22 protein-coding genes and 4 pseudogenes are annotated in these 24,906 nt (G+C 69.2%); 12 read left to right on the forward strand and 14 right to left on the reverse strand.

Annotation, left to right across the window (positions count from 1 at the left end):
• The first annotated feature begins 281 nt into the window (after positions 1-281).
• Together ACIHCM_RS10500 and ACIHCM_RS10505 are read left to right on the forward strand one after the other, a co-directional pair.
• The gene (locus tag ACIHCM_RS10500) at positions 282-554 is read left to right on the forward strand and encodes a hypothetical protein (RefSeq protein WP_399893367.1); all 273 of its coding nucleotides are present in this window, start codon (positions 282-284) and stop codon (positions 552-554) included.
• Between the two features lie 747 nt (positions 555-1,301).
• Positions 1,302-1,645, forward strand: a pseudogene (locus tag ACIHCM_RS10505) (ISKra4 family transposase); the annotation flags it as partial.
• A gap of 74 nt (positions 1,646-1,719) precedes the next feature.
• Here ACIHCM_RS10505 and ACIHCM_RS10510 read toward each other — a convergent pair.
• Positions 1,720-2,442, reverse strand: a complete 723-nt coding sequence (locus ACIHCM_RS10510) for an alpha/beta fold hydrolase (RefSeq protein ID WP_399892255.1) — start codon at positions 2,440-2,442, stop codon at positions 1,720-1,722.
• Positions 2,443-2,631: 189 nt separating this feature from the next.
• Here ACIHCM_RS10510 and ACIHCM_RS10515 point away from each other — a divergent pair.
• Both ACIHCM_RS10515 and ACIHCM_RS10520 read left to right on the forward strand, forming a co-directional pair.
• A pseudogene (locus ACIHCM_RS10515) lies at positions 2,632-2,769 on the forward strand (alpha/beta fold hydrolase); the annotation flags it as partial.
• An 8-nt stretch (positions 2,770-2,777) separates the two neighbouring features.
• Positions 2,778-2,954 (forward strand): annotated as a pseudogene (locus tag ACIHCM_RS10520) (TetR/AcrR family transcriptional regulator); the annotation flags it as partial.
• A gap of 96 nt (positions 2,955-3,050) precedes the next feature.
• On the opposite strand, the gene ACIHCM_RS10525 reads toward ACIHCM_RS10520, so the two are convergent.
• Both ACIHCM_RS10525 and ACIHCM_RS10530 read right to left on the reverse strand, forming a co-directional pair.
• Positions 3,051-4,097 (reverse strand): zinc-binding dehydrogenase, encoded by a 1,047-nt coding sequence (locus ACIHCM_RS10525; protein ID WP_399892258.1) that lies wholly within the window; start codon positions 4,095-4,097, stop codon positions 3,051-3,053.
• A gap of 133 nt (positions 4,098-4,230) precedes the next feature.
• Positions 4,231-7,455, reverse strand: coding sequence for a bifunctional cytochrome P450/NADPH--P450 reductase (locus ACIHCM_RS10530; RefSeq protein WP_399892261.1), 3,225 nt, complete (start codon positions 7,453-7,455; stop codon positions 4,231-4,233).
• 134 nt (positions 7,456-7,589) lie between these two features.
• On the opposite strand from ACIHCM_RS10530, the gene ACIHCM_RS10535 reads away from it, so the two are divergent.
• From ACIHCM_RS10535 to ACIHCM_RS10545, 3 genes are all read left to right on the forward strand, one after another.
• On the forward strand, positions 7,590-8,246 hold the full coding sequence (locus ACIHCM_RS10535) for a TetR/AcrR family transcriptional regulator (protein WP_399892264.1): 657 nt from the start codon (positions 7,590-7,592) through the stop codon (positions 8,244-8,246).
• A 250-nt stretch (positions 8,247-8,496) separates the two neighbouring features.
• Positions 8,497-10,326: a glycoside hydrolase family 15 protein gene (locus ACIHCM_RS10540; RefSeq protein WP_399892267.1), complete on the forward strand. Its 1,830-nt coding sequence runs from the start codon at positions 8,497-8,499 to the stop codon at positions 10,324-10,326.
• Positions 10,327-10,484: 158 nt separating this feature from the next.
• The gene (locus ACIHCM_RS10545; protein ID WP_399892270.1) at positions 10,485-11,153 is read left to right on the forward strand and encodes a TetR/AcrR family transcriptional regulator; all 669 of its coding nucleotides are present in this window, start codon (positions 10,485-10,487) and stop codon (positions 11,151-11,153) included.
• A 141-nt stretch (positions 11,154-11,294) separates the two neighbouring features.
• Here the strand turns inward: ACIHCM_RS10545 and ACIHCM_RS10550 are convergent, their stop codons facing one another.
• The 3 genes from ACIHCM_RS10550 to ACIHCM_RS10560 all read right to left on the reverse strand — a co-directional run bounded on the left by ACIHCM_RS10550 (position 11,295) and on the right by ACIHCM_RS10560 (position 12,444).
• Positions 11,295-11,498, reverse strand: coding sequence for a hypothetical protein (locus tag ACIHCM_RS10550; RefSeq protein WP_399892273.1), 204 nt, complete (start codon positions 11,496-11,498; stop codon positions 11,295-11,297).
• Positions 11,495-11,827 carry an NIPSNAP family protein gene (locus ACIHCM_RS10555; protein WP_399892275.1) on the reverse strand — a complete coding sequence of 111 codons (333 nt, stop codon included), beginning with the start codon at positions 11,825-11,827 and terminating at the stop codon, positions 11,495-11,497. Before ACIHCM_RS10555 ends, ACIHCM_RS10550 begins: the two co-directional genes overlap by 4 nt.
• A 296-nt stretch (positions 11,828-12,123) precedes the next feature.
• Complete coding sequence (locus ACIHCM_RS10560; RefSeq protein ID WP_399892278.1) at positions 12,124-12,444, reverse strand: hypothetical protein; 321 nt, start codon at positions 12,442-12,444, stop codon at positions 12,124-12,126.
• Positions 12,445-12,842: 398 nt separating this feature from the next.
• On the opposite strand from ACIHCM_RS10560, the gene ACIHCM_RS10565 reads away from it, so the two are divergent.
• Both ACIHCM_RS10565 and ACIHCM_RS10570 read left to right on the forward strand, forming a co-directional pair.
• Positions 12,843-13,307: a hypothetical protein gene (locus ACIHCM_RS10565; RefSeq protein WP_399892281.1), complete on the forward strand. Its 465-nt coding sequence runs from the start codon at positions 12,843-12,845 to the stop codon at positions 13,305-13,307.
• A 406-nt stretch (positions 13,308-13,713) separates the two neighbouring features.
• Complete coding sequence (locus ACIHCM_RS10570) at positions 13,714-14,421, forward strand: hypothetical protein (RefSeq protein WP_399892284.1); 708 nt, start codon at positions 13,714-13,716, stop codon at positions 14,419-14,421.
• 201 nt (positions 14,422-14,622) lie between these two features.
• On the opposite strand, the gene ACIHCM_RS10575 is transcribed toward ACIHCM_RS10570, so the two are convergent.
• Entirely contained in the window at positions 14,623-14,937 is a 315-nt protein-coding gene (locus ACIHCM_RS10575) for a hypothetical protein (protein ID WP_399893420.1), read from the reverse strand.
• Between ACIHCM_RS10575 and ACIHCM_RS10580 the strand changes: the two genes are divergently transcribed.
• Entirely contained in the window at positions 14,824-15,096 is a 273-nt protein-coding gene (locus ACIHCM_RS10580; RefSeq protein ID WP_399893370.1) for a hypothetical protein, read from the forward strand. The two genes, ACIHCM_RS10575 and ACIHCM_RS10580, sit on opposite strands and share 114 nt — an antisense overlap.
• Positions 15,097-15,762: 666 nt before the next feature.
• On the opposite strand, the gene ACIHCM_RS10585 is transcribed toward ACIHCM_RS10580, so the two are convergent.
• Entirely contained in the window at positions 15,763-18,225 is a 2,463-nt protein-coding gene (locus ACIHCM_RS10585; RefSeq protein ID WP_399892287.1) for a SpoIIE family protein phosphatase, read from the reverse strand.
• Positions 18,226-18,384: 159 nt separating this feature from the next.
• Positions 18,385-18,876, reverse strand: coding sequence for a DUF4188 domain-containing protein (locus ACIHCM_RS10590; protein ID WP_399892290.1), 492 nt, complete (start codon positions 18,874-18,876; stop codon positions 18,385-18,387).
• 84 nt (positions 18,877-18,960) lie between these two features.
• On the opposite strand from ACIHCM_RS10590, the gene ACIHCM_RS10595 reads away from it, so the two are divergent.
• A complete protein-coding gene (locus ACIHCM_RS10595; protein WP_399892293.1) occupies positions 18,961-19,620 on the forward strand; it encodes a MerR family transcriptional regulator in 660 nt (219 codons plus the stop codon).
• 149 nt (positions 19,621-19,769) lie between these two features.
• On the opposite strand, the gene ACIHCM_RS10600 is transcribed toward ACIHCM_RS10595, so the two are convergent.
• The 5 genes from ACIHCM_RS10600 to ACIHCM_RS10620 all read right to left on the reverse strand — a co-directional run bounded on the left by ACIHCM_RS10600 (position 19,770) and on the right by ACIHCM_RS10620 (position 24,553).
• Entirely contained in the window at positions 19,770-21,083 is a 1,314-nt protein-coding gene (locus ACIHCM_RS10600; protein ID WP_399892296.1) for a cytochrome P450, read from the reverse strand.
• Positions 21,084-21,156: 73 nt separating this feature from the next.
• Positions 21,157-22,413, reverse strand: coding sequence for a cytochrome P450 (locus ACIHCM_RS10605; RefSeq protein WP_399892299.1), 1,257 nt, complete (start codon positions 22,411-22,413; stop codon positions 21,157-21,159).
• Positions 22,414-22,472: 59 nt separating this feature from the next.
• Positions 22,473-23,870, reverse strand: coding sequence for an NAD(P)/FAD-dependent oxidoreductase (locus ACIHCM_RS10610; protein WP_399892302.1), 1,398 nt, complete (start codon positions 23,868-23,870; stop codon positions 22,473-22,475).
• Positions 23,867-24,085, reverse strand: coding sequence for a ferredoxin (locus ACIHCM_RS10615; RefSeq protein WP_399892305.1), 219 nt, complete (start codon positions 24,083-24,085; stop codon positions 23,867-23,869). The genes ACIHCM_RS10610 and ACIHCM_RS10615 overlap by 4 nt, the downstream gene beginning before the upstream one ends.
• A gap of 315 nt (positions 24,086-24,400) precedes the next feature.
• A complete protein-coding gene (locus ACIHCM_RS10620) occupies positions 24,401-24,553 on the reverse strand; it encodes a hypothetical protein (protein ID WP_399893423.1) in 153 nt (50 codons plus the stop codon).
• Between ACIHCM_RS10620 and ACIHCM_RS10625 the strand changes: the two are divergent.
• Positions 24,516-24,814 (forward strand): annotated as a pseudogene (locus ACIHCM_RS10625) (FAD-dependent oxidoreductase); the annotation flags it as partial. The gene ACIHCM_RS10620 and the pseudogene ACIHCM_RS10625 overlap by 38 nt on opposite strands.
• Between the last annotated feature and the right edge of the window lie 92 nt (positions 24,815-24,906).

A 24,906-nucleotide genomic window follows, 5' to 3' on the forward strand; every position in this document is an offset into this window, starting at 1 on the left:
CGGTGCGCGGGGCCGGAGGCGGTGGTGACGGCGGGGGCGCGTTGCCCGGCGAGCCGCTTCGGACCCTCATGGCGGCGGCCTCCCTGAGCGATTGTCGAAGCGCTTCACTTCACGGCGCAAGTTAACGGACAAGTTTCGTGCGAAACAAGAGTGCGTACCGCTACAGTCCTTACTACGCCGGTCTGTTGACAAGCCGTCGGAGAGAACGGCAACGTCGAAGCGCTTCGATTACGCGTCGCCGTCCGTGCTGTTCTGTGCACAGCCAGGAGACAACCCCGGTGCTGCGACAGCAGGTACTCGTGCTGTATCTCGCTGGCTCGGCGCTGGACTCCCCCGTCGTCGGCTGGTCGCGCTACGACGGCACCGGACGCACCTCGCCCACCACGGGCGACAGCGACGAGCCGCCGTACGAGTCGGGGGTGGCCGCGCTCCGGGACGGATGGCGGCTGTTCCAGGCGGCCCAGCTGATCCCGCCGTATCCGGGTCACGAGTACGACGTCTCCTTCCTCAAGCACGAGTTCTTCTTCGAGCGGCTTGTCGACGTGCGGGCCTGATCGCGTCCCTGGAAGAAGCCGAACTTCTTCGCCGAGTACGACACCGGCACGATCTGCGTCTCCTCGTGGTACGTCGCCGAGTTCCGGGTCTCAGAGGTCGTTCAGCGCCGCCGCCACCGTGTCGTGGAATCGGGTGTGGGCCTGCGGGCTGGGCGGGAGCTCAGGGTTCCAGGGTGCGATGCGGACCATCGGCCGAACGCGTCGGGAACGGGTGCCGCGTTGGCCCGTACGTCGGGGAGGACCAGGTCGGGAGTGAGGGCCGCCGCCTCGGACCAGGTCGTCGTCGACCAGTTGGCGCCGGGGCTGGCGGGTTCGACGAGCTCGACGCCCAGTGCGGACAGGGCGCTGAGGTCTGGCCAGGGTGTGCGGGCGGGCCAGGTGCACGGCGTCCGCGGCGGCGGGAGAGAGCGACAACCCGGGGTCGGGGGCCGGCGGCCGCCCGGATCCTCAAGCGCTGCTGGGCGGCGGTCAGTTCGGCCTCGGCGGCCGAGTCGAGCGTGGCCCCCAGAGAGCGCGCGAGGCGCGTGAAGCTCTCCCTGACCTCGGTCAGGGTGCGGCCCCGGCTGACGTCGAGGGCGACCACCGGGATGTGCTCCTCCAGGTGATGGGCGGCCTCAGGGGCGATGCCGTACGTCTGGCGCCGCCGTAGGTGACGGCGACGACCAGGTCGGGCGCCGCGGCAAGGAGCGCGCCGATGTCCAGTGCGTGGCCGGCGCCGAAATAGGTGAGCCCGGCCAAGGGGAGCTCGCCCAGGCCGACCGTGAACGCCTGCCCGGCTCACGCCGGGAAGCCGTCGCCGCCTGCCACCGCCACCTCACCGGCCACCTCGACCAGCTCCACTACGACACCGCACTCGAAGCCGGCTGCCCATCGCCACCGGCGCCGTCGAAGGCACCTGCCGCCACCTCATCGGCGACGGCCTCGACATCACCGGCGCCCGCTGGGGCCTCGAAGGAGCCGAAGTCATCCTCCGCCTCCGCGCCCTCACCGCCGACAACGACCTCGACGCCTACTGGCACCCCCACACCAGGCGTGAACACCAGCGGCTCTACCCCAGCCCCGACCAGGACGGTTACACACTGACCGCCTGATCCACGACCTTCACTTCATACGAGCCGCACCCCACAGCGAAAACCCACTCATCACGCGGGAAAGACCACAGCCCTCAGGCGCTCCAGTGCGCTTCGAGGGCTGCAGCGACCTCGGCCGGCTTCTGGAGCACCGTCCAGTGGCTGCAGTCGAGCTTGACGACCCGGGACGCTCGCACAGCTTCGCCAAGTTCGTCGGCGAACCCGATCGGACAGGCCGGGTCGAGCCTCCCCCAGAGGACCAGGCACGGCGCGGACACGTTCGCCAGTCCCGGTTCCCACTCCGCGCCCACCGTCACAGCGGAGCGGTACAGCTTGAGGATGCTGTCCCTCATCGGCCCGTCCACGCGACGGGCCATTTCTCCAGCCAGTTCAGCCGGGACATCGAGGTTGCCCGCCAGGTCCTTGGCGAAGGACGCTGGGTCGAGCTCGTTCATGAACCGGTCCCCCTCGACCGGGTCCTGCCAGATCTTGGCGAGCGGATGCCAGACGTACTGAGCACTGACCGGAGCGCTGCTGCCGGCCCACGTACGGACCAGGTCCGGCCGTATCGAAGCGACGCGCGCGGTGAGAATGCAGCCCCAGTCATGGCCGACCAAGTCCACCGGCTCGCCGACTTGTTCCAGCCGGTCGATGAGCCAATCGACATACTCCTCTTTGGTGGAGCCGAAGCCTCGCGGCCGCGGTGCGCCGAAGCCGGGCAGGCCCCAGGCGTCGACGTCACTTCGGGTCAGGTGCCGGCGCATGCCGTCCCATACACGGTGGGTGTCGGGGACTCCATGGACAAGAACGGCGGGCATGAGTGAACTCCCTGCTTGGGTAAAAGTCTCATAGATGAGGTTTTTATCAGTATCACCCCCTCGGCCCCGGACCGCGACTTGGAGCCCCTGGACCATGACCCCGCGACCACGACGGGCGGTCACTCGGTTGTCGGTGTGACCCGCGAGTAGCGTGGGTCACGGATCCACCCGCCTGGAAGGGGTGTGACCATGGTCGAGCACCGCACCGTCACGGTTGGAGGGCTTCGGCTGCACATCGCGGCGGAGGGCGAAGGGCCCCTGGTCCTGCTGCTGCACGGCTTTCCCGAGTGCTGGTACAACTGGCGCCACCAGTTCACGCCCCTGGCGCGACCACCGCCCTGTCCGCCGTGGGTGGGACCCTGATGCCCCTCGTGGCGCTGCGGCCGGCCCGCCCCGACCTCGACGGCGACGAGGCCGCCTCGGACTTGGCCGAGATGGTCCTGCGCATGCTCGGCGTCCCCCCGGACGACGCCCATGAGGTCACCCGGCGTCCCCTGCCCGACCTCACCTGACCCCGGACAAGCCGTGGGCGCCGGTGATCCCTTAAGCACCGGCGCCCACTCACCCCTGCCCGAGGTGGCTTTGTATGGACGACTCCTCAGCAGCCGTCAGGGGACGAGGATGAGGCGGATCGGGTCGCCGATCTTGTTCTCCAGCCGGTTGACCGCGTCGGCGGCGTCGGCGAGCGGGATGTGGTCGGTGATGGAGGGGGCCAGGTCGAGGCGGCCGTTGGAGGCCAGCTGCACCAGTTCGGTGACGCCCTCGGGGGTGGCGCCGTAGTGGCCGCGCACCTGCTTCATCATGTAGTTGAAGGTCAGGCCCTCGGTGATGGTGAGCGGCCTGGGGGTGATGCCGACCAGGATCAGGGAGCCCCCGCGGCCGAGCACGGAGGCGGCCTGCTCGCGGACGGCGGGGACGCCGGCGCAGTCGAAGGCGAAGTCCAGGCCCTGCCCGGCGGTGGCCGCACGGACCTGGTCGGCGAAGTCAGGGGCGGCCGGGTCCAGAGCGAGGTCCGCGCCGAATTCCAGGGCGCGTTCCCGGGCGCTGGGCAGCGGGTCGACGGCGATGATCGGTGCGGCGCCGACCAGGCGGGCGAGGCGCACGTTGTGCGCGCCGACTCCGCCCACGCCCCAGATGCCCACGGACTGGGCGGGACGGACGCCCGCGGTGGCGACGACGGCGGCGTAGGGGGTGGAGACCGCGTCGGGAATGATCGCGGCCTGGTCGAACGGGAGGCTGTCGGGGATGGGGACGAGGGTCTCTTCGGGGGTGACCATGTACTGGGCCCAGCCGCCGTCGTAGTCGATGCCGGCGGTGCGGACCTGGCTGCAGGGGCGGCGGCGTGCGCAGCCCTCGCACTGGCCGCAGCTCTTGCCGGCCTCGATGGTCACGCGGGTGCCGACGGTCAGGTCGCGCTTGAGGCCGGGGCCGAGCGAGTGGATCACACCGGAGACCTCATGGCCGACGGTGACCACGTCGGAGTCGAGGAAGAGCGGGGGGAGCGAGCCGTCGAGCAGGTGGACGTCCGACAGGCAGACGCCCGCGGCCTTGACCTCGACGAGGACCTCGCCCGGGCCTGGCACGGGGACAGGGACCTCCTCCACGGCGAACTTCTTGCTGTCCACGTGGAAGCGGCCGGCGAGCATGGTGTCCATGATGATCAGCTTTCTTTGAGCGGCACTTCCCGGCGGAGATCGGGCCGATAGGTGCTGTGGTGTCTTGAGGGCTTGTGGTGGCCGGGAGGGTGCGGGGTGTCAGGACCGCCTGCACCCTCCCGGCGTCTGGGGGTCAGGCGAAGACGTCCTGCTGGTAGCGCTCGTCGGCCTCCAGCTGGGCGAGCCACTGCTGGGCGGTCTCGTCGTCGCTGCCGGTGTGCTTGCGATAGATGGCGGCGAGGGCCTCGCGCACGGCCGGCGCCATGCGGCGCCCGTCACCGCAGACGTAGATGTACGCACCGTCCTCGATGGCCTGCCACACCGTATCGGCGGCGTTGGCGATGGCGTTCTGCACGAACCGGGCCGGGTGGCCGGTCACCGCGGAGTACGCGGTGTGGACCTGGGCGATGCCGGCCTGCTCCCAGGCCTGCATCTCCTGGCGGTAGAAGTAGTCGTGCTCCGGGTGCCGGCAGCCGACGAAGACCTGCGACAGGCCCACCTCCGTGCCGTTCTCCTGCTGCCAGGCCCGCTCCTCCAGGAACCCGCGCAGCGGCGCGATACCGGTGCCCGGACCGATGAGGATCAGCGGCGTGGCGGGGTCGGCCGGCGGGGCGAAGGTGGGCGAGGGGACGCGGACGTAGCCGTAGAAGACGTCTCCGGGCTCCAGGCCTGCGATGTAGGAGGAGCAGGTGCCGCGGTACTGGCCGTCACCGGACAGGGCCGGGCCCTCCAGCAGACCCACGGTCAGCCGCACCTGGCGCGGGTTGGCCAGCGGGGCGGAGGAGATGGAGTAGAAGCGGGGACGGATCGGGCCCATCATGTCCAGGAACACCGCCAGCGGCAGCTCGACCGCCGGGAAGCGCTCCAGCAGACCCAGCACTGACACGCGCTTGTTCAGGACCTCCTCCTGGTAGCGCTGCTCGGCCTCCTCGGTGTCCGCCGTGTACGCCTCCAGCTGCGGCCGGGTCCACGGGCACTGGGTGTACTCGGCCAGGGCCTGTATCTGGGAGCGGGTGGCCACGTCCTGCAGCTCCAGGAACTCGGTGAGCAGTAGCCCCGCGGTGACCGGCACGCCGACCGGCAGGTGCGTCCGGCCACCGGACGGCTGGTCCAGCCGCAGCACCTGGTCCCGCTCCACACCGAGCCGGGCGAGCGCGCGGTCGACCAGCGCGGGCTCGTTCTTGGCGAAGACAGCCAGGTGGTTGCCGGTGTCGTAGGTGACACCCTCCGGCAGCTCGATGGTGAGGGACTTCGCGGACGGGCGCGGCGGCTCGATCTGGAAGTCCCACAGGCCGGTCGCGTCGGCCACCAGTTCCTCGTTGGCCACCACCGTGAGGGGGTAGGCCTGCTCGGAGACGATCGCCGGGCGCACGTCCGCCTCGGTCAGCAGCTGCACCTCGAAGCGCGGTCCGCTCGCCTCGGAGGTGTCGGCGGCGTACTCCTCGGCCAGGGTGGCCCACAGGGTGTCCATCCAGCGGGTGGCCATGCCGTCGAAGTCACCGGCGGCGTCGGCGATACCCCGCTCGACCACCGGGGTGGCGCCGGCGGCCAGCAGGGCTTCCTCGATGCGCTTGGGGAAGGCCTGGTAGGTGGCGACCCACTGGGTGTTGCCGGCGCCCAGCAGCGCGTACCGCACGTTGGACAGCGAGCCCTGCGGCAGTCCGGCGGCGAGCAGGTCGTCGAAACGCTGCGCGTTGTCCGGCGCCTTGCCGTTGTAGCTGGCGGCCACGACCACGAGCAGGCCCTCGGTGGGCAGGTTGTCGCCCAGCTCGTCCAGGCTCGTCAGGGTAGTGCCGAAACCGGAGCGCTCACCGCGGTCGGCGATGGTGCGCGCCAGGTCCTCGCACGAGCCCAGGCTGGAGCCGTAGGCGACGGTCAGGTTCACCCCGACACCGCTGACCGCGGCCTGCGCCTGCGTGTCGCCGGTCTGCAGGTCCACGGCGCCGAACACGGTCCGCTCGTGCTCCTGGCGGGTCCGCACGTTCAGCTCGAAGCCGCCCGGCTTGCGGGTCAGCGCCTCCTTGACGTCCATCTTGTAGTCGCCCATGTCGGAGAACTTGAACTTCTGCAGCACCAGCGCGAGGGCGAGGCGGGCCTCGGTGAGCGCGAACTGGCGGCCGATGCAGGCCCGCCGGCCGTTGCCGAACGGCTTGTAGGCGTGCGGGTGGTGCTGGGCGCGGTTCTCCGGCAGCCACCGGTCGATGTCGAACTCGTCCGGCCGGTCCCACGCCTTGGGGTGCTTGTGCAGCGGACCCATCAGCAGGTTCGTCTTCGTCCCCTTCGCCAGCTCGTAACGGCCACCGATGACGGTGTCCTCCAGCGGCGCCTTCATGATCTGCGGGATGGGAGCCCACAGGCGCAGGGTCTCCTCCAGGATCCGCGGGATCACGTCCAGCTTCATGATCGTGTCGTAGTCCGGCACCGTGTCGCCCGGCATCACCCGGTCCACCTCGGCGTAGGCCTGGGCCAGCACGTGCGGGTTGCGCATCAGCGAGTACGTGGCGAACGACAGCAGGCCACTGGTGGTCTCGTGACCGGCGATCAGGAACGTCACCACCTGGTCACGGACGTTCTCGTCGTCCAGCAGCTTGCCGGTGTCCGGGTCGGTGGCCTGCAGCATCAGACCCAGAAGGTCGTCCTCGCCACTGCCCTTCCCCTCGCGGCGCTCCTTGATGACGCTCTCGACCAGGTCCCGCATCAGCTGGATGTTCTCGCGGTAGCGCTTGTCGTCGTCCTTGCGGAGCGCGGTCATCTCCGGCAGCTCCTGCGAGCGCCGCATCGACTCGATCAGCGCCTCCAGCAGCGCGTTGAGGAAGGGGTGCAGCTCCTCCTTGTCGAAGGAGTTGAACCGGTAGCCGAACCCGGACAGAGCGATGGTGTCCAGCGTCAGCCGGGTGTAGTCGTCGGTGATCTTGACCGGCTTCCCCTCCCGGCGCTCCCACTTGCCCACCAGGTTCTGGGCGATCTCCAGCATCTGCCCGTAGTAGGTCTTCATGGCGCGCTGGCTGAAGGCGGGCATGAGGATCCGGTGCGCCATACCCCAGGCGTCACCGTCCTCCACCTCGTGGGCCGTGAAGAGGCCCACGCCCGTGTAGTCCCGCACATGGCTCAGCGGCGCGAAGATCGGCTTCCCGAAACGGGTCTCGTCACTGACCTCGGTGAGCAGGTCCGGGTCGTAGACCCAGACGTTGTCCTGACCGGCGATGTCCATGCGGAAGATGCCCTCGGGGAACCGCTTGGACAACTCGGCGAAGAACGCGACCGGGTTGGTGTCGGGAATCTGCGGCGTGGGAGTGAGGATCGGGATTCCACCCTGGGTCGGGGTGGTACGCAGGTCGCTCTCGGGCTGCGTGGTCATGGGCTTGCTCCCTTGTGCGGAGAGTGTCATGGGCAAGGGCGCCGGTCGTGCCGGGAAGCCGCCGGTGCGGCAGTACCGCCATCGGCTTTCCATACATCGTATGGAACTGCACCTACAGTGGTACCATACGCAGTATGGAAATGCAAAGGAAGGCCCCCCGGGGGACGAGGAAGAGGGACGTACCGCTCACCAAGGACGGCATCTACGCCATGGCGCTGCAGCTCATCGACGCCGACGGGGTCGAGGCGCTCACCATGCGCAAACTCGCGGCCGCGCTCGATGCCAACCCGATGTCGCTGTACCACCACGTGCCGAACAAGGACGCCGTGCTGCGTGGCGTGGCCGCGCGCGTCGGCTCGCAGTTCCGGGCGGGCGAGCGGGAGGGCACCCCCTGGCAGGAGCGCCTGCGCCGACTGGCTCTGGACTTCCGCGCCTTGGTACACCGGCACCCCAAGCTGATGGCGTACTCCTTCGCGCGCGCCGACTACGTCCAGCCGGAAGACCCCTTCTGGCGGGGACTCACCGACACGCTGGCCGCCGCCAAACTGCCGGCCTCGGAAATCCCGCGCGTCGCTGCCACCCTGTGCGCGGTCTTCACGGGGCTGCTGCTCAGCGAACTGACCGGAGCACTCCAGCGGTGGACCACCCTGCCGCCGGCACCAGCCGGCTCCGACAGGGAAGACGCGCCCCCACCCGCGAAGGACGTGGTCGACGCGATGTTCAGCTATGCGCTGGACGCCACGATCGCCGGCTTGGAAAGCCAGATCGCACGAACCCGCGAGCTGCCGTGACGGGGAGCGGCCGCCGTGGGCTCCGCTGACGCACACTTCTTCGCAGCCTCAGTGCCCGCGCGCTGAGGCTGCGAAGCGACGGACGTGCGCGGCGACGTTGCGTCCCTGGTCAGCCGCCTGCCCAGGCTCGGCACCGCGGCCGGAGGGGGACCACCGCTTGTCCGGCACTCGATGCCCTCACCGGGCCGACTTGATGCCTCTGCGATCGGGAGGGTCCACAGTAGAGGCAGGAGCAAAGGGAACTGCTGCCATGTCCGAAGCACCGACACAGCCCGTGTCAGCCCCGTATCTGCCGATCGCCGAGCACGGCTTGATCGGGGACTTGCGCACGACGGCCCTGGTGGGCGCAGACGGGACCATCGACTGGTACTGCTGCCCCTCCTTCGACTCCCCGAGTGTGTTCGCCGCGATTCTGGACGCCACCCGGGGCGGGGCGTTCGAGTTGTCCGCCGCCGTGCCGGCCGACACCAAGCAGTTCTACTTCCCGGACACCAATGTGCTGATCACCCGGTTCTTCACCGAGGACGGGCTGGGCGAGATCCAGGACTTCATGCCGGTGACGGACGCCGGCGAAGCCGACCGCCACCGGCTGATCCGGCGGGTGGTGTGCGTCCGCGGAAGGATCCCGTTCCGGGCCCGGGTGGCCCCCCGGTTCGGCTACGGCGCCCACCCGCACACCGTGCGGATGCTGGGCCAGGCCGCCCTGTTCACCTCCGAGGCACTGTCAATGACGCTGACCGCCACGGTGCCGCTGAAGTGCGACGGGAACGACGTGTGGACGGAGTTCGCACTCTCCCAGGGGGAGACGACGGTCTTCTCCCTCGACCAGGTCGGCGACGAGACCCCGCCGAGCGGGTGGCCGCACGCCGAGGCCGAGGCCGAACTGGCCTTCGCCGCCACGGTCGCGTTCTGGCGGCGCTGGCTGCAGCAGTCCCACTACCGCGGCCGATGGCGGGAGATGGTGAACCGCTCCGCTCTCACCCTGAAACTGCTCACCTACGCCCCCACCGGCGCGATCGTGGCAGCCCCCACCACCAGCCTGCCCGAGCAGATCGGCGGTGGCCGTAACTGGGACTACCGCTATGCGTGGGTGCGCGACTCCGCGTTCGCCGTCTACGCCCTGCTCAGGCTCGGCTTCTCCGAGGAGGCCGAGGCGTTCATGGGCTTTCTCACCCAGCGCATCGACCGGCCCGAGGACGGACCGTCCGGGCCGCTGCAGATCATGTACGGCATCGACGGACGATCCGGATTGCCCGAACGCGAGCTGCCCCACCTGGAGGGCTACCGGGGCTCGGCGCCCGTGCGGGTCGGCAACGACGCCGTCAACCAGCTGCAGCTGGACATCTACGGCGCCCTGCTCGACTCCGTATACCTGTACGACAAGTGGTGCAAGCCCCTCCTCAGCGGCCAGTGGCGTGGGGTGCGCGACGTGGTGGACTGGGTCTGCGAGCACTGGGACCAGCCCGACGAGGGCGTGTGGGAGACCCGCGGCGGGCGCAGGAAGTTCCTCTACTCCCGGCTGATGTGCTGGGTGGCCATCGACCGCGCCATCCGCATCGCCCTGCACCGCGGCCTGCCCGCCGACCTCAGCCGCTGGGGCCCGGTCCGCGACACGATCTACGAGCGGATCATGGACAAGGGCTGGTCGCCCGCCCGGCAGGCCTTCGTCCAGTACGAGGGCGGCGACGTGCTGGACGCCGCGGCGCTGATGATGCCGCTGACCAAGTTCATCGCCCCCAACGACCCCGTGTGGCTGTCCACCCTCGACGCCCTCGGCGACGAACTGGTCTCCGACTCCCTGGTCTGGCGCTACGACCCCGAGACCAGCCCCGACGGCCTGGAAGGCGACGAAGGCACCTTCTCCATCTGCTCCTTCTGGTACGTCGAGGCCCTCGCCCGCGCCGGCCGCCTGGACGAAGCCCGCCTGGCCTTCGAGAAGATGCTCACGTACGCCAACCATCTCGGCCTGTACGCCGAGGAGATCAGCCACACCGGACAGCAACTGGGCAACTTCCCTCAGGCGTTCACCCACCTCGCCCTCATCAGCGCCGCCTTCAACCTCGACCGCGCCCTGGGCTGACGCGATGCTGTCGAGACTCGGCGAGCGCAGTCCGGGTCGCAGAAGTATCTGCTCCGTCACCGTGTGGTCGAGTTCATGTCCATACGCCGCAAGAAACCGATACCGTACGACGTATGAAAAAGGTGAAGCGTCCCCCGCGGGGCACAAGGAGGAGAGACGTGCCTCTGACCGAGGCCCGGATCCATGCCGCCGCCCTACGACTCATCGATGCGGACGGGGTCGAGGCGCTCACCATGCGCAAACTCGCGACCGACCTCGATGCCAACCCGATGTCGCTGTACCACCACGTGCCGAACAAGGACGCCCTGCTGCGCGGCGTGGCAAAGATGGTCGGCGCCCAGTTCCGCACCGTGACGCTGGAGGATGCCCCGTGGCAGGAGCGCATCCGCCTGCTCGCCACAGATTTCCGGACGCTGGCGCACCGCCACCCCAACCTCATGGCCTACTCGTTCAGCCAGCCGGACTTCATCCAGCCCGAGGACCCGTTCTGGACTGCGCTCATCGCGACACTGGATGTCCCAGGGGTACCGCACTCGGAGATCCAGCAGGTCGCCGCTCTCATGTGCGCCGTCGTGATCGGGGTCCTCATCGCCGAACTCAACGGCGCGCTGCACCAGTGGTCGAACCTCCAGCCCACCGCTCCCGGCGCAGACCCTGACGAGGAACGTATGTTCCGCCTGGTGCTCGACACGATCATCACGGGCCTGGAAAGCCGGCTCACCCCCGATGGTGACGACCAGGGCCTCGGTCGAGGCGATGCGCCGGCGGCGACATTTGTCCCAAGGCAGCAATCAGTGTCCAACTCGCGATGGCCGGGACGAGTCTGATCCTTCCGGCCGGGGGAAGAGTCGATCTGATGGTGTACAAGCCGGCGGATGAACGTGCGCGCAGCACCGCGTCCCGGATTGCTGGGCCGGCCCTCCTGCCGCTGCTCACAAGCTCGTGTGCGAGGCCATCCGGATCGCCCTTCAGCGCAACGCTTCTTCCCGTTCGCCGCCGTCGGCTGTGCCTTCCTTCCGCAGCGCTTCGGCTGCATCCCCGGCCACCACGCGCCCAGCCTTGCTGCTGGTTCGCTCGCCTGGCTGGCGCGCGTTGCCCCGTTCCTCGTACGGTCCCAGGAACCGCAGCGTCTGGTCCGCCCGCCCGGTGTCGGGCGGCCCGTTCGCTGTCATCGCAGCGGTGAGTAGGCGGTGGGCGTCAGCACGGACTCGGTGACGTCGACGATCTGGTCGATGTCAAAACCCTCCATGTCGGCGCGGAATTCGGGGCTGGCCAGGTATGCCTGCAGCCGCTCCTGCACGTCGTCGGCGTCCCGGTAGGAAACGAGGGCGTACAGCCGCTGGGGCGCCTCACTCCCGGGGGCCGCGGGCACCGTCCAGACGCCGTGTGTGGTGATCCGGTGCTTGGCCATACCGGGAATGTGCTTGGACCAGACGGTCTCGTAGGCGACGAGCGCCTCAGGGCCGCACAGTGTGTAGACACGAAGCTGGTACTGGGACATGAACAGCCGTTCCTCTTCTTCTGGGCATGATTGTCAGGGGTGGGGGCGTGACGCAGTGGAGGCCGTGCCCGGATCCTCCGAACATGGACAGCGAGTAGTCGCGCGAGACGACAAGCTGCACGGCCACCTCCTGGCTGCCGGGCTGCATCGGCGGACCGCACGATTCGTGACGTCGCGGCAGCTGGGCGAGCGAGCCTGCGACACATGGTCGGTGTCCGCAGGCAGGTGCGAGAGGGGCAGGCCCCACTCAGTCGGCCGCCTGGGCGGCGGTCGGAACCGCACCAGCGGCATCCGTCTCACCGGTCGCCAAGGTCCCGGTCCTGGTGGTGCCGGTCCCGGCCGTCGTGCTCGTGGTCGCGGTCATGCCGGGCCGGATCGGTGACGCGGCCGTCGTGATGCCAGCCGCGGCTTTCGTCCCAGGAGTAGCCCTGCTCGAGCAGGTAGCCGACACCGTTGTCCCAGCGGTAGTCGGTGGCATCAACGCTGACGGCCGGGCGCTGGACGTTCGCGGAGGCAGGAGTGGCGGCCGAAGCGCTACCCACGACACCGAGAACGGCGACACCCGCGACCACCGCGGAGGAGGCGGTGACAGCGATGCGCTTCGTGAGCTTCTTCATGGTCTTTCCTTCCCGGTTGGTGCGATCTGCACCGACGGCTGCTTGTGAAGGCGATGCGAGACACCTGGCGTGCCCTGGCGACGCCTTTCCATACAGCATATGGAAAGGCGTCGCCAAATTACCATACTGCGTATGGAAATGTCGAGGCGGCGAAGTGGCCCGCGCGGCCGCAGCGACCGGAAGGACACCGAGTCGAAACTGTCCGGACGCCCCTGACCGAAGGTCCGCGCCACCCTCGCCGGGTACGTCGAGGACCTCACCAGGTCGGCCGCCTTGTCGAAGCCCGCGTTGCTTTGGAGAAGATGCCCACACCGGAGAAGATGCCCACACCACGACGCGCGGATGAGTGTCGACCCCCGCAGCCGTGGCGAGGCGAGCCGCGCGAGGACGAGCCCCTGTTGCGCGAATGGTCCGACGTCGTGGTCGCGTCCACCGACGTCGGTGCCGACGAGGACACCACCGAGCGGGACCGCGCGGGCGAGCAGGCACGAGCCGAGATGGGCCAGTACCTGGTGAACCTCGCCGAGCAGCGCCGTGGCAAACCGGGCGACGACATGCTCTCCGCCTTCGTCAACGAGCCGGATCCGGCCCTGCGGCTCACCCAGGGGGGACTCGCGGAGACCGCCGTGCTGCTGCTCAACGCGGATTACGAGACCACGGTCAACCTGATCACCAACGGTGTGCTCTCACCTTCCTGCGCCACCCGGAACATCTGGACCACCTGCGCCGTGACCCCGACCTGCTGCCGCAAGCGGTGGAACCACCGGTGCACATGCGCGTGCGCATCCCGCACGCCGACAACTGTGAGGCCTGTCCTGTGGCATGGCGTCATCAGGATCGCAGCAGAGATCGCGGCACCTTGATATTCCGTGAGCGCAACCGTTCGCCGAGTGCTTTGGCCTGCGAGTCCAACCGCAGTGTCGAGGTGGCGCCGGTCCCGGGCAGTCCTCGGATGAGGAAGTTGACCGCGCCCAGGTCGGGAAGTTCGTGGCGCGAGATCTCCAGTCCGCGTGACTCGGGAAGAAGGCGTCGCAGTTCGTCGATTCTGAGGGTGGTGAGCCAGTCCCATGCCGCACGACGGTCGCGTACCCAGACGCCCCGAGGTTCGCGTCGCCGCACTTGTCGCCGGAGCGGGCCTGCATGTCGGCAGGAGGAATGCTCCACGAGTTCCCCGCTCGCCGGGCTGTGGGACACAAATTCCCTGTGGCGCGGCCGTTCCGTCGCAGGGTTCCGTTGGCCTGCCCATTGTGAGGCTGGCATACTCAATTCATGCTTACCTTTATGGCCGCCGTTGATCAGAATGCGTCCTCATCGCTTTCTGCCGCGAGCCTTGTCTCGGTTTGCGCACTGGTCTTCACCGTCGCCTCGTTCTGGTGGCTCAATGCCAGGCAGGGGCGCCTGCAGTCGTGGGAGCCGCATTCATTTGCAGCGCTTGTCACCCATTCCCTGGCTCGCCTGCGGTTGCCGCTCGTCCTGCACAACACCGGTGCCAAGCCGATAGTCGTGCAGGATCTCAGGCTCTCCTTCCCCGATGAGTCCGCCTCTTATCTGCCACTCCTGTGGACGTCTTCACCTTCCCGTCTGGAACCCGGGCCGGACGAGGGGCAGAAGTTGCCGGCCGGATTCGTCGTGGGCGGCAGAGAAGCGCAACAACTCTTCATCGAGTTCGAGGCACCGTTTTCCGGGTTCCTTCCGGAGGCCCGCGACTACAAGGTCGAAATTGAAGTGAGGGTCGGCCACCGCAAGGGGTGGCGTCGGCTTCTGACATTCATCTTGAGGGCCAACAACATCATTTATCCCGATCGGTACGCCGTATGCAACAACGCACCTCTCGAACCGACGAAGGAAGACGAGCGAAAGGCGGAGGCTGCGCTTTTGGAGCTATTGGAAGAGCACGGCAAATCAGCCTCCGCCCAGGGCGAGACCAAGCAGCGAGGCTCTTCGAACGACGAGGGCGACGCCGGTAGGGCCCCATAAGCCGGGAAGATGCTCCTGAGCCCGGCCATGATGAACGTGCCGGCACACTGCCCTCTACCGTCTGAGCCGGTCATGGACGTGGCCGGGAGTGACGACGAACTGGAGGTTGCGGTTATCGGCTCGTACCAGCAACCCACCTCGGGGTGGCCCCGCACGCCGCGCAGTGCGATCTCTTGAAGCGCGACGAAGCGGACATCGTAGTCACCGGCGAGCATGTGGCCCTCGACCACGTCGGGGCCAGACCTTCGCGGCTGCCTGCCTGTCACTGGCACCGACGGCTACCACGCCGCCCACCAGGTCCGCGTGCGTCCCGGTGACGCCGTCACCGTCATCGGTGACGGCGCTGTCGGCCTGCTCGCGGTGCTGTCGGCCAAACAGCTCGGTGCGGAACGGATCATCCTCATGGGCCGCCACAAGGAGCGGACCGATCTGGGCCCGCTTCTCCGGCGCCACCGATGTCGTCCCCGAGCGCGGCGAGGAGGGCATCGCCAGGTGCGCGAGCTGACCGGCGGCCACGGCACCCGCGCGGCACTGGAGTCCGTCGGGCACATGCCGGCCTGTGAGATGGCCGTCGGCGCCGTCCGCCCCGGTGGCGTGATCAGCAGGTCGGCCTGCCCCAGTACGAGGACGCCCCGTTCGGCTTCGGCAGCCTCTTCGGCCCGAACGTCACCCTGACCGGTGGACCGGCGCCGGTCCGCGCCTACATCGACGAGTTGCTGCCCGCAGTCCTGGTCGGCACCGTGGAACCCGGCCGCGTCTTCGACCGCACCCTCCCCTGGAGCAGACCCCCGAGGGCTGTCGCGCCATGGACCAGCGCGAGGCCCTGAAGGTCCTCCTCACCCCCTGACCGGAGACGCCCGTCCTGGGTGCGGCCGCACACCGCACCACCACGGAATCCGCAGGGCCCGGACGGCGCTGTCACAGCGACTCGGCGCGGCCGGCGGTGCGGGTCGCCGAGCAACTGGCCGGTGTCGCCCTGCCAGGCGGGCCACAAGGGCGCGGGTGAGGTCACTGGGCGAACGCGGAACTGGTTGCCGAGGAGCCAGCAGCAACGAACGGCAGGCCGTGGATGTCGTACGGGGTCCACCCGGCCGCCTCCGCTTTACTGCCGGAGCTACGTCCCACAGGTCAGCACCAAGAGCACGTTGTGTGTGATCTTGAGGCCGGGAGTTCTCGGTCGAACGGCTCCCGACGGTCACCGCTTGTGGTAACCAGGGGCGTATCAGGCTCCGGTTTCCACCGGCTTCGGTGGTCAGGCGGGTCGCCACGGTCATCCGCGTCGTCGTGGTCGGGCGGGCGCCCGGTCCACCCCGGTGAGACCTCCGTCAGCGGCTCAGGCGATCACGCGGCTGTGGCCGTCAGATTCTGGTCCGCCCAGACGATCTTGCCGTCCGCTGCCCATCGGGAGCCCCATCTGCGGGACAGCCGAGCGACGAGGAAGAGGCCGCGTCCGTTCTCGTCGAGGGTGTCGGGATGCTGCGGGCGTAGGCGGCTGGCGCTGTTGTCGAAAACTTCGCAGGTCAGCACCTGGTGCTGGATGAGCCGTAGACGGACCGGCCCGCTGCTGTGGCGGATGGCGTTGGTGACCAGTTCGGTGACGACCAGCTCCACGGTCGCGATGAGATGCTGCATCCCCCATTCCCTGAGCTGATGGGCGGCCAGGTGCCGGGCGGTGCCCACGGAGGTCGGCTCGTTCGGCAGCTCCCAGGAGGCGAACCGGGCCGGTTGGAGGGTGCGGGTTCGGGCAAGGAGCAGGGTGACGTCGTCGGTGTGTTCCTGGGCCGGCATCGTCTCCATGACTTCCGAGCACAGGTCTTCCAGGGACCGGCCGGACCGCGCCAGGGTGGCGCCCAGGCGGTGCATGCCGACGTCGAGGTCTTGGTCGCGGGACTCGACCAGGCCGTCGGTGTAGAACGCGAGGACACTTCCCTCGGGGAGTTCCAGTTCCACGGACTCGAAGGCAGACAGGCCGAGGCCAAGGCCGAGTGGGGCTCCGGCGGGGAGGTCGGGGAAGGTGACCTGGCCCCGCGGGTCGATGATCGCGGGCGGGGGGTGCCCGGCCCGCGCCATCGTGCACTGCCGGGTGACCGGGTCGTAGACGGCGTACAGACAGGTGGCGCCCACCATCGAGGGGTCCTGGTGCGGGGCGTCGGCGTCTTCCTCGTTCTCTTCGTTCATGCGCCGGACCGTGTCATCGAGGTGCGCCAGTACGTCGTCGGGCGGCAGGTCCAGGTCCGCCAGCGTGCGCATGGCGGTGCGGAGTCTGCCCATCGTGGCCGCGGCGTGGATGCCGTGTCCGACCACATCGCCGACGACGAGGGCCACCCGGGCGCCGGACAGATCGATCACGTCGAACCAGTCACCGCCCACGCCGTGGTTCATGTCGGCCGGCACGTAGCGGGAGGCCACCTCGAGGGCGGCACCGCCCTGCACACGGCGGGGGAGCAGGTCGCGCTGGAGGGTGAGGGCCGCGGTGCGCTCGCGCGCGTACTGCAGGGCGTTCTCCAGGGAGAGCGCGGCCCGGGTGACGAGTTCCTCGGCGAGCAGCAGGTCGTCCTCCTGGAACGGCGTCTGCTCCTCGGAGCGGGCGAACACCGCCAGTCCCAGCACGCTGCGGCGCGCACGGATGGGTACGACCATCAAAGAGTGGATCCCGCTGTCACGGACCTTCTGCGCCCGCTCCGGATCGTGGTCGACCCAGGGGCCGGAACGGGTGTCCAGTACCGGTTCCAGGTAAGCCCTTCCCGTGCGCAGGGCGGCGGCGAACGACGAGGTCGGGAGGGGGCGGACCACCTCTTCGCGCACCCACGGCATCTCCGGGAGACCCACGTCGATCGAGGCGACACCGGCGCGGCGCAGCACAGGACGGACGCCGCTCGCCGTGTCGGCCGAGGGGTCCAGGCCGAAGGGAACCGACTCCACCAGGTCGACGAGGGCGATGTCGGCCAGCAGGGGCACGGCGAGGTCTGCCAGTTCCTGCCCGGTCTGCATGACGTCGAGGGTGCTGCCGATGCGCGTGCTGGCTTCGCTGAGGATGGCCAGGCGCTCGCGCGCCCGCCGGTTTCCGGTTACATCCACGGCCATGCAGCACACTCCCACTGCCTGACCGTCAGCGTCCTGGAGGCAGAAGAACGAGGACGAGAAAGCGTGCTCGCGGCGCGGATCCGTCCGCGGCCACGCCCGGTACTCGTGGACCATGGTGGTGCCGCTCTGCAGCACCTGCCGCATCACCACCTCGAGTGCCTCGGCCTCGACGGCGGGCAGCGAGTCCTTGATGCGGCGCCCGAACGGCATTTCATGAAGGATTCTGTCGTGGCGGTCCATGGCGACGTCGTTCGCCCACCTGCAGCGCAGCTCCAGGTCACGAACGACGATGCCGATCGGGGTGTGGGCAATGAGGGACTCCCGCACCGGTGCGTTCGTAGTCCCGGAGTACAGCGTGCCGGTGTCGGTCACCGATACCAGCCACCGGGTGCTGCGGTCCTCTCCCCACAGCAACGAGAGGTGCAGAGTCAGTGTGAGCGGGTGGCCGTCGCGGTGGCGGAGTTTCACGGTTCCGGACCAGCCTCCCCGGGCACGGCACTGCTCTGCGAGCGCCGTGGCGTTCAGCGCCGCCTCCTCGGAGGGCGGCAGTACGTAGGTGGCGCACCGGCCCACGATCTCGCCGGCCGAGTACCCGATCAGGTGCTGGGCGGCCAGCGTCCATCCGACCACCGTGCCCTCCGCATCGAGCATGGCTATCGCCGCGTCGACTGTCTCGATGGGGGGCGTCGTCTCGCGGCATTCCGGGTGGCTGGTGGTCATCGTGGTTCGTCCTTTCGCTGCGTACGTTGTGCGCGAGGGTTGTGCAACTGATCTGGTGCGGTGACGCGCAAGGCGGCGGCCAGGGCACGACGGGCGCGGAGCCCGATGTCATCGGCTCACGCCTGGCTCTGTGGCGTTGCGCAACGAACCGCCGGCAGATCAGGCCGCCCCGCTTCGGAGCCGCGCGGCGGCGCGGTTGCCGCGCCGGCTGACCGGTACCACGCCAGTGGCGGCCGCGAGGCCGTACGGCGGCATGTCGACGTAGATCGACTCCTGGCCGCCGGGAGGGACCGCGTACGTCTCGTGCCAGACACCGACGTGCCGGCCGCCGGCGCGCCGGCGGCGGTTGTACTCCGCCCAGGCCGGCCGGTGCGTGCGGGAGGGGTCGGAGCCGTAGCGGAGCAGCTGATCCGTGGAGCTCCAGTACTGGACCGTCTGCAGGTTGCGCGGCCCGCTGAAGACGCTGCGGTAGCCGAGCAGGCCGCTGTCAGGGTCTTCGGAGAGCTCCTTGAGCATGCGCAGCATGGACCGGATCATCGGCAGCCAGATGTGGACGGCCCACGGGCTGTTGATGCGCATACCGAGGTGGAAGACGACGATGTCCCCTTCCCCTGCGGCGGTCTGGCGGCCTGCGACGACGCGAGCACCCACGATGTCTCCCTTGTGGCGTATAAGTGGAATGTCCGATAGATTCGCTATCGATAGTGACACTACCGAGCCAGGGGATGCAAGCGGATGAGACTGGCAGAGCTGAGCAGAAGCAGCGGTGTGCCCACCGCGACGATCAAGTACTACGTGCGTGAGGGGCTGATCCCGCCCGGGCGCCGCGTCGCGGCCACGCAGACCGAATACGACGAGCACCATGTGCGCAGACTGCGTCTGGTGACAGCGCTGCTCCACGTCGGGGGGTTGCAGGTGGCCAGGGCACGGGAAGTGCTCGCCGCGGCGGAGGACGAGTCGCTGGACCTGTACAACCGGCTGGGCGCCGCGATCACCTCACTGCCGTCCCATTCGGTGCCGGACGAGACCGACTCGTCCGCGGCCGCTGCCCGCCGCGAGGTGGACGCCGTGGTGGACCGGATGAGCTGGCGGTACGTCAAGGTGGCGGGCCACGATTCCCCCGCCTACGACACCCTGGTGTCCGCGGTCGCCGCCCTGGACCGCCTGGGCTATCCGAGCAGTGCCGATCGCCTGATGCGGTACGCCCGCGCCGCCGACCTGCTGGCGACAGGCGACCTCGATGAGATGGAGGAGTTCGACACGCCGACGCAACGGGTCGAAGCGGCGGTGGTCCTGACGGTCCTGTACGAGCCGGTGCTGCTCAGCCTGCGCCGTCTCGGCCACATGGAGGAGGCCCGCCGACGCTATGCGGACGGGCCGGACGCGGACTGCTGACCCTCGCCCCCCACCTCGGCGGCTTGTGCCGCGACCGCTCCCGGCGCACCGCGCCGGCGGACCGCACCGGCGGACCGCACCGGCGGACCGACCGTCCCGAGGACCCGATTTTGCACGGACCGTACGCGAGCCCCTTGCGGAAGCTCTCGTCAGTCGCGGATCCCGTCGATGTCGAGCAGGACCTGGCGCGGGCCGCGGAAGATCTGGTTGCGGCGGTACGGCGGCGGGTCTTCGACGAGCCGCGGGTTCTCCACGCGGCGGACGAACTCGCCGATCGCGATCTGGGTCTCGAGCCGCGCGAGCGGCGCGCCGAAGCAGTAGTGGACGCTCTGGCTGAAGCCCAGGTGCTGGTTGTCGGGGCGATCGAGTACCGGCTCGTCGGGATTCTCGAACCGCTCCGGGTCGCGGTTCGCCGAGCCGTACGCGAGGAAGATCGGCGAGCCCTTCGGGATCGTGGTGCCCGCGATCTCGATGTCCTCGAGCGCTGCGCGGGTGTGCCAGATGTGGACCGAGGACTCCAGGCGCAGGAACTCCTCGACGCCGGGCACGACCAGCTCGGGCCGCTGGCGCAGCTGCTGGTACACGCGGGGGTGGCGCAGCATGGTGAGCACGCTGTGGGCGATCAGGTTGACCGACGTCTCGTGCCCGGCGAAGAGCAGGAGCACGGCATCGCTGACGAGCGTGTCCTGCGGCATGCGCCCTTCGGGGCCGGTGTCGTGGACCATCGCCGGGAACATCCCCGGTCCGGGCTGCTCGGCGTACTGGTCGAGCAGGTCGGCGAGGAACTGCCGCAACTTGCCCACCTCCTCGACGCTCTTCTCCGCCCGGCGAAGCTGCTCCGGGTCGTTCGCCTCCGGGCCGAGGTCCGCGCCGTCCAGGGCGCTCTCGATCCAGCCGTGGAAGCGCGGGACGGACTCCAGCGGCACGCCCAGGATCTTGCAGATGATGGTCACGGGCAGCGGGAAGGCGAACTCGTCGACGAGGTCGATCCGGGTCCTGCCCTTCATGTTGTCCAGCAGGTCGGCGGTGAGGCGGCGGATCTCCGGCTCGAAGTCGGCGATCATGTGGGGGCACTCGGGCGGTCCGAAGTGCCGCGTCATCCGGCGGCGATCCAGATCGTGCTCGGGCGGGTCCACGGAGATGATCGACCCCTCGAAGGGGTTGGCGAACTGGTACTCCGCGGGGCGCTTCCTCGGATCCGAGGTGACCCGGAGGTCGTGCAGCAACTCGACGATCTCCCGGTACGTGCTGACGACGTAGGAGCCGTCCGGCTGCCGCGCCACCGGGGTCTTGCGCAGCTCTTCGTAGAACGGATACGGGTTGGCGCGGTTGGCGTAGCGGAGCGACTGCTGCCAGGGAGTTTCCGGAGTTTCCTCGATTACGATGACGCTCTTCTTCCTGTTGCGCCGTCCACCCCGCGCCTTCACCAGGACCTGCCCGGGCCCCGGCTCGGGTACCGGCACCTCACGCAGCTCGGGCGGTTGTTGCGATGGACGGGTGGAAAAGCCCGTACGGCGATCCCTTACGTACACCGGGTCAGTCGCGGATCCCGTCGATGTCCACCAGGACGTGGCGCGGGCCGCGGAAGATCTGGTTGTGGCGGTAGGGCGGCGGGTCCTCGACGAGCCGCGGGTTCTCCACGCGGCGGACGAACTCGCCGATCGCGACCTGGACCTCGAGCCGGGCGAGCGGAGCGCCGAAGCAGTAGTGGATGCCCTGGCTGAAGCCGAGGTGCTGGTTGTCGGGGCGTTCGAGGTCGAGTTCGTCGGGGTTCGCGAACCGTTCCGGGTCGCGGTTCGCCGAGCCGTACGCCAGGAAGATCTGCGCGCCCTTCGGAATGGTGGTGCCCGCGATCTCGATGTCCGCGAGGGCGGAGCGGGTGTGCCAGAGCTGGACCGACGACTCCCAGCGCAGCAACTCCTCGACCGCGGGCACGATCAGATCGGGCCGGCGGCGCAGCTTCTCGAACGCGTCGGGGTGCCGGAGCAGGGTCAGGACGCTGTGGGCGATCAGGTTGACCGTGGTTTCATGCCCGGCGAAGATCAGGAGCAGGGCATTGCTGACGAGCACGTTCTTGGACATGCCCCCTTCCGGGCCGTCCTCGTGCACCAGCCCCGAGAACATGCCGGGGCCGGGCTGCTCGGCGTACCGGTCGAGCAGCTCGCCGGCGTACTGCTCGAACTCCTGTACGGCCTGGCGACCCCCCGCCCGCCGGCTCTGTATCTCCTCGGATGCCGCCTCCGGGCCGAAATCCAGAGCGTCCAGGGCCTTCTCGATCCAGCCGTGGAAGCGCGGTATGTCTTCCAGTGGCACGCCCAGGACCTTGCAGATCACGGTCACCGGCAGAGGAAAGGCGAACTCGTCGACCACATCGATGCGGGTCTTGCCCTTCATGCCGTCCAGGAGGTCGGCGGTGAGGCGGCGGACCTCGGGCTCCAGGTCAGAGATCCTGTGGGGCGCATGGGACGGGCCGTAGAAATGTGGCGTCATCATGCGGCGATCTCGATCGTGGTCCGGCGGGTCCTGGGTGATGATGTTCGGCTCCAAAGAGATGATGGCCTCGGTGATCGGCTCCTCCGAGCCCTCGGCGGGGCCCGGAGCCTGAAGCTTGGTGGGATCCGAGCTGACCCGGTTGTCGTGCAGCAACTCGACGATCTCCCGGTACGTGCTGACGACGTAGGAGCCGTCCGGCTGCCGCGCCACCGGGGTCTTGCGCAACTCTTCGTAGAACGGATACGGGTTGGCGCGGTTGGCGTAGCGGAGGGACTGCTGCCAGGGGGTTTCCTCGACCATGATGACGCTCTTCTTCCTGCTGCGCTGTCCGGCTGGTTGCCAGGTCCCGAGGGACCGCGTCAGCGGGGCCGGAACTCGGCCCTGCGCTCGCTGGGGTCGTGGCCGGTCAGGACGACGTCGGGTATCGCCGTGGGAACGCCTGGCGCGGGGAACTCGGCCGGGATCGGCTTGGTGTCGTCGGGCCGGTCCCAGCCCGGCGGCGGGGGCGGGAACGGACCCGACTGCTCGATCAGCCGCGCGTAGTACTCCAGCCACTTGCCGTGATCGAAGGTGACGGCGGCGACGATGCGGCCCCGGCGACCGTAGGCGGCGGCGAAGCGGCGATCCTTGACGGATCCTTGCGTGAAGACGATCTCGTCGCCGAAGGTCGGCACGCCGACGGACTTGATGTTGACGCCGAACTGACCGGACCAGAAGCCGGGCAGCAACAGGTGCGGGCGGTAGTCGGGCTCGAGGTTCACCATGTTGTGCGCCACGATCTCGGCGCCGAGGACGGCGTTGTCCCAGTGCTCCATCGCCAGGAACTGGTACTCGTACAGCACGTGGGGCGCGCGGGCCACGTCCCCCGCCACGTAGACGGAGTCAGTCACCACGCCGTTGATGTCGAAGGCCCGGCCGCCCGCGTCGCAGCCGACGCCCCAGAAGCCGGCCGCCAGCCCGGAGCCCTCCAGCCATTCCACGTTGCGCACCGATCCCAGCGAGGCCACCACCACGTCCGCCTCGACGGTGGTGTCGTCCGACAGCCGAACACGCCGCACGTGTCCGCCCGCGTCGCCCTCCAGCGACGACACGCCCACCCCGCAGCGCAGGTCCACGCCGTGGTCGCGCTGCATCTGCGCGGCGACCTCTCCGATCACCCCGCCGAGCGCGCCGACCAGCGGCGCCGAACCCCGCTCGACGACGGTCACCGGGATGTCGAGCTCCCGGCAGACGGAGGCCATCTCCGAGCCGATGAACCCGCCGCCGATGATCAAGACCCGCGACGGCCGCGCGGCCAGCTCCTGTTGCAGCCGTGCCGCATCGTCACACGTGCGCAGCGTGTGTACGCCGTCCAGGGCGGCTTCGGTCGGGTTGGGCCACTGACGGGCGCGGGTGCCCGTGGCGATCAGCAACCGGTCGTACGGGACCTGCTCGCCGTCGGCCAGGCGCACACTCCTGGTGACCCGGTCCAACCCGGTCGCGGCCACCCCGAGCCGCCAGTCCGCATCCACTTCCCGCAAGCGGGGCAGCTTGGTGTGGTCGGCCGGCACCCAGCCCTTGAGCACCTGCTTGGACAGCGGCGGACGGTCGTAGGGCTCGTACGGCTCGTCCCCGATGATGGTCAGAGGCCCGCTGAAGCCCTCCTCGCGCAAGGCTTCGGCGGCCCGCAATCCCGCCAGGGAGGCTCCCACGATGACGATCCGGCCGTTGGCCCTGAAGTCGCGCACCACCTCGGCGACTGATGCCGGCACGCTCATGACGCCCCACCCCGCTCCGCGCCGTCCAGGCGGTCGATCACGATCGCCTGCACCGGGCAGGCGGCAGCAGCCCGCTGAACCTGCAGGCGCCGCTCGTCATCGGGGTTCGGCTCGTAGGTGAGCGCCTCCTCACCGGTCAATCTGAAGACCTCGTGCGCCAGAAACACGCACTGGGCATATCCCTGACACCGATTCAGGTCTACGACGATCCGCATGGGCCGACTCCCTACTGCTTGCCTCCCGCCTCACAGGACAACCGGCACGGTCATTCGGCTGTGCGGGGAGTACAGGCTTTACGTCAGGCGACCCGGCTGGACAGCCCACCCATCGCCCCCGCCGAGGGCCACCGGGCTGAGCACCCGCAAGGTCGCTCTTGGTCGCCACGGCGCTCCCTCGCCGCGTACCCCCCCGGTGAGCGACATGGTCCTACGGTGCGATCCACCCCAGACGGCGTCGACACCGAGGCACGCCCCGGACATTCGTTCCATACAGGAGTATTCGCCCCGCCCTTCATGACCACAACTCAGCTCCTAGGGAGTGGTGGGATGCGACCCGTCGTGGATCTCACGGTGGTCGAGCGTGTACGCCAGGCCGCGGCCGCGTGCCCGGTCCGGGCCCTCCTCCTCGGTGAGGAGGTGCACGCCGATGGCCGCCGATGATCTCCGGGAAGGCCGCGTCGTCATCGTAGGCGCGTCGCCGGCCGGGCTGAGGGCCGCGCAGGCACTGCGTGAGGAGGGCTTCACCGGCTCACTGACCGTGGTCGGGGAGGAGGCCCGCCCTACGACCGGCCGCCGCTGTCCAAGCAGGTGCTGCTCGGCCAGGCGACGGCGGACACCACCGAGCCGCCGATGCGCCAGGATCCGGAAGCCGACTGGCGACTGGGCGTACGCGCCAGCGGCCTGGACCTCATCGGGAAACGGGTCGTGCCGGCCGACGGCGAGTCCGCACGCGCCGCACTGATCCCCCACCTCGGCACGGCACACCTGGTTTCAGGACCCGCTGCCTACCGGCAGAACGCCATGCTCCGCGGGCCGGG

Source organism: Streptomyces sp. NPDC052023 (assembly GCF_044548465.1).
Lineage (GTDB): Bacteria > Actinomycetota > Actinomycetes > Streptomycetales > Streptomycetaceae > Streptomyces.

Excerpts from the sequence above, each read along its gene's own strand:
- ACIHCM_RS10510 (WP_399892255.1), bottom strand. The coding sequence starts at position 2,442 with ATGCCCGCCGTTCTTGTCCATGGAGTCCCCGACACCCACCGTGTATGG.
- ACIHCM_RS10525 (WP_399892258.1), bottom strand. The coding sequence starts at position 4,097 with ATGGACACCATGCTCGCCGGCCGCTTCCACGTGGACAGCAAGAAGTTC.
- ACIHCM_RS10530 (WP_399892261.1), bottom strand. The coding sequence starts at position 7,455 with ATGACCACGCAGCCCGAGAGCGACCTGCGTACCACCCCGACCCAGGGT.
- ACIHCM_RS10535 (WP_399892264.1), top strand. The coding sequence starts at position 7,590 with ATGGAAATGCAAAGGAAGGCCCCCCGGGGGACGAGGAAGAGGGACGTA.
- ACIHCM_RS10540 (WP_399892267.1), top strand. The coding sequence starts at position 8,497 with ATGTCCGAAGCACCGACACAGCCCGTGTCAGCCCCGTATCTGCCGATC.
- ACIHCM_RS10550 (WP_399892273.1), bottom strand. The coding sequence starts at position 11,498 with ATGACAGCGAACGGGCCGCCCGACACCGGGCGGGCGGACCAGACGCTG.
- ACIHCM_RS10555 (WP_399892275.1), bottom strand. The coding sequence starts at position 11,827 with ATGTCCCAGTACCAGCTTCGTGTCTACACACTGTGCGGCCCTGAGGCG.
- ACIHCM_RS10560 (WP_399892278.1), bottom strand. The coding sequence starts at position 12,444 with ATGAAGAAGCTCACGAAGCGCATCGCTGTCACCGCCTCCTCCGCGGTG.
- ACIHCM_RS10570 (WP_399892284.1), top strand. The coding sequence starts at position 13,714 with ATGCTTACCTTTATGGCCGCCGTTGATCAGAATGCGTCCTCATCGCTT.
- ACIHCM_RS10580 (WP_399893370.1), top strand. The coding sequence starts at position 14,824 with ATGGGCCGCCACAAGGAGCGGACCGATCTGGGCCCGCTTCTCCGGCGC.
- ACIHCM_RS10585 (WP_399892287.1), bottom strand. The coding sequence starts at position 18,225 with ATGACCACCAGCCACCCGGAATGCCGCGAGACGACGCCCCCCATCGAG.
- ACIHCM_RS10595 (WP_399892293.1), top strand. The coding sequence starts at position 18,961 with ATGAGACTGGCAGAGCTGAGCAGAAGCAGCGGTGTGCCCACCGCGACG.
- ACIHCM_RS10605 (WP_399892299.1), bottom strand. The coding sequence starts at position 22,413 with ATGGTCGAGGAAACCCCCTGGCAGCAGTCCCTCCGCTACGCCAACCGC.
- ACIHCM_RS10610 (WP_399892302.1), bottom strand. The coding sequence starts at position 23,870 with ATGAGCGTGCCGGCATCAGTCGCCGAGGTGGTGCGCGACTTCAGGGCC.
- ACIHCM_RS10615 (WP_399892305.1), bottom strand. The coding sequence starts at position 24,085 with ATGCGGATCGTCGTAGACCTGAATCGGTGTCAGGGATATGCCCAGTGC.
- ACIHCM_RS10620 (WP_399893423.1), bottom strand. The coding sequence starts at position 24,553 with ATGACGACGCGGCCTTCCCGGAGATCATCGGCGGCCATCGGCGTGCAC.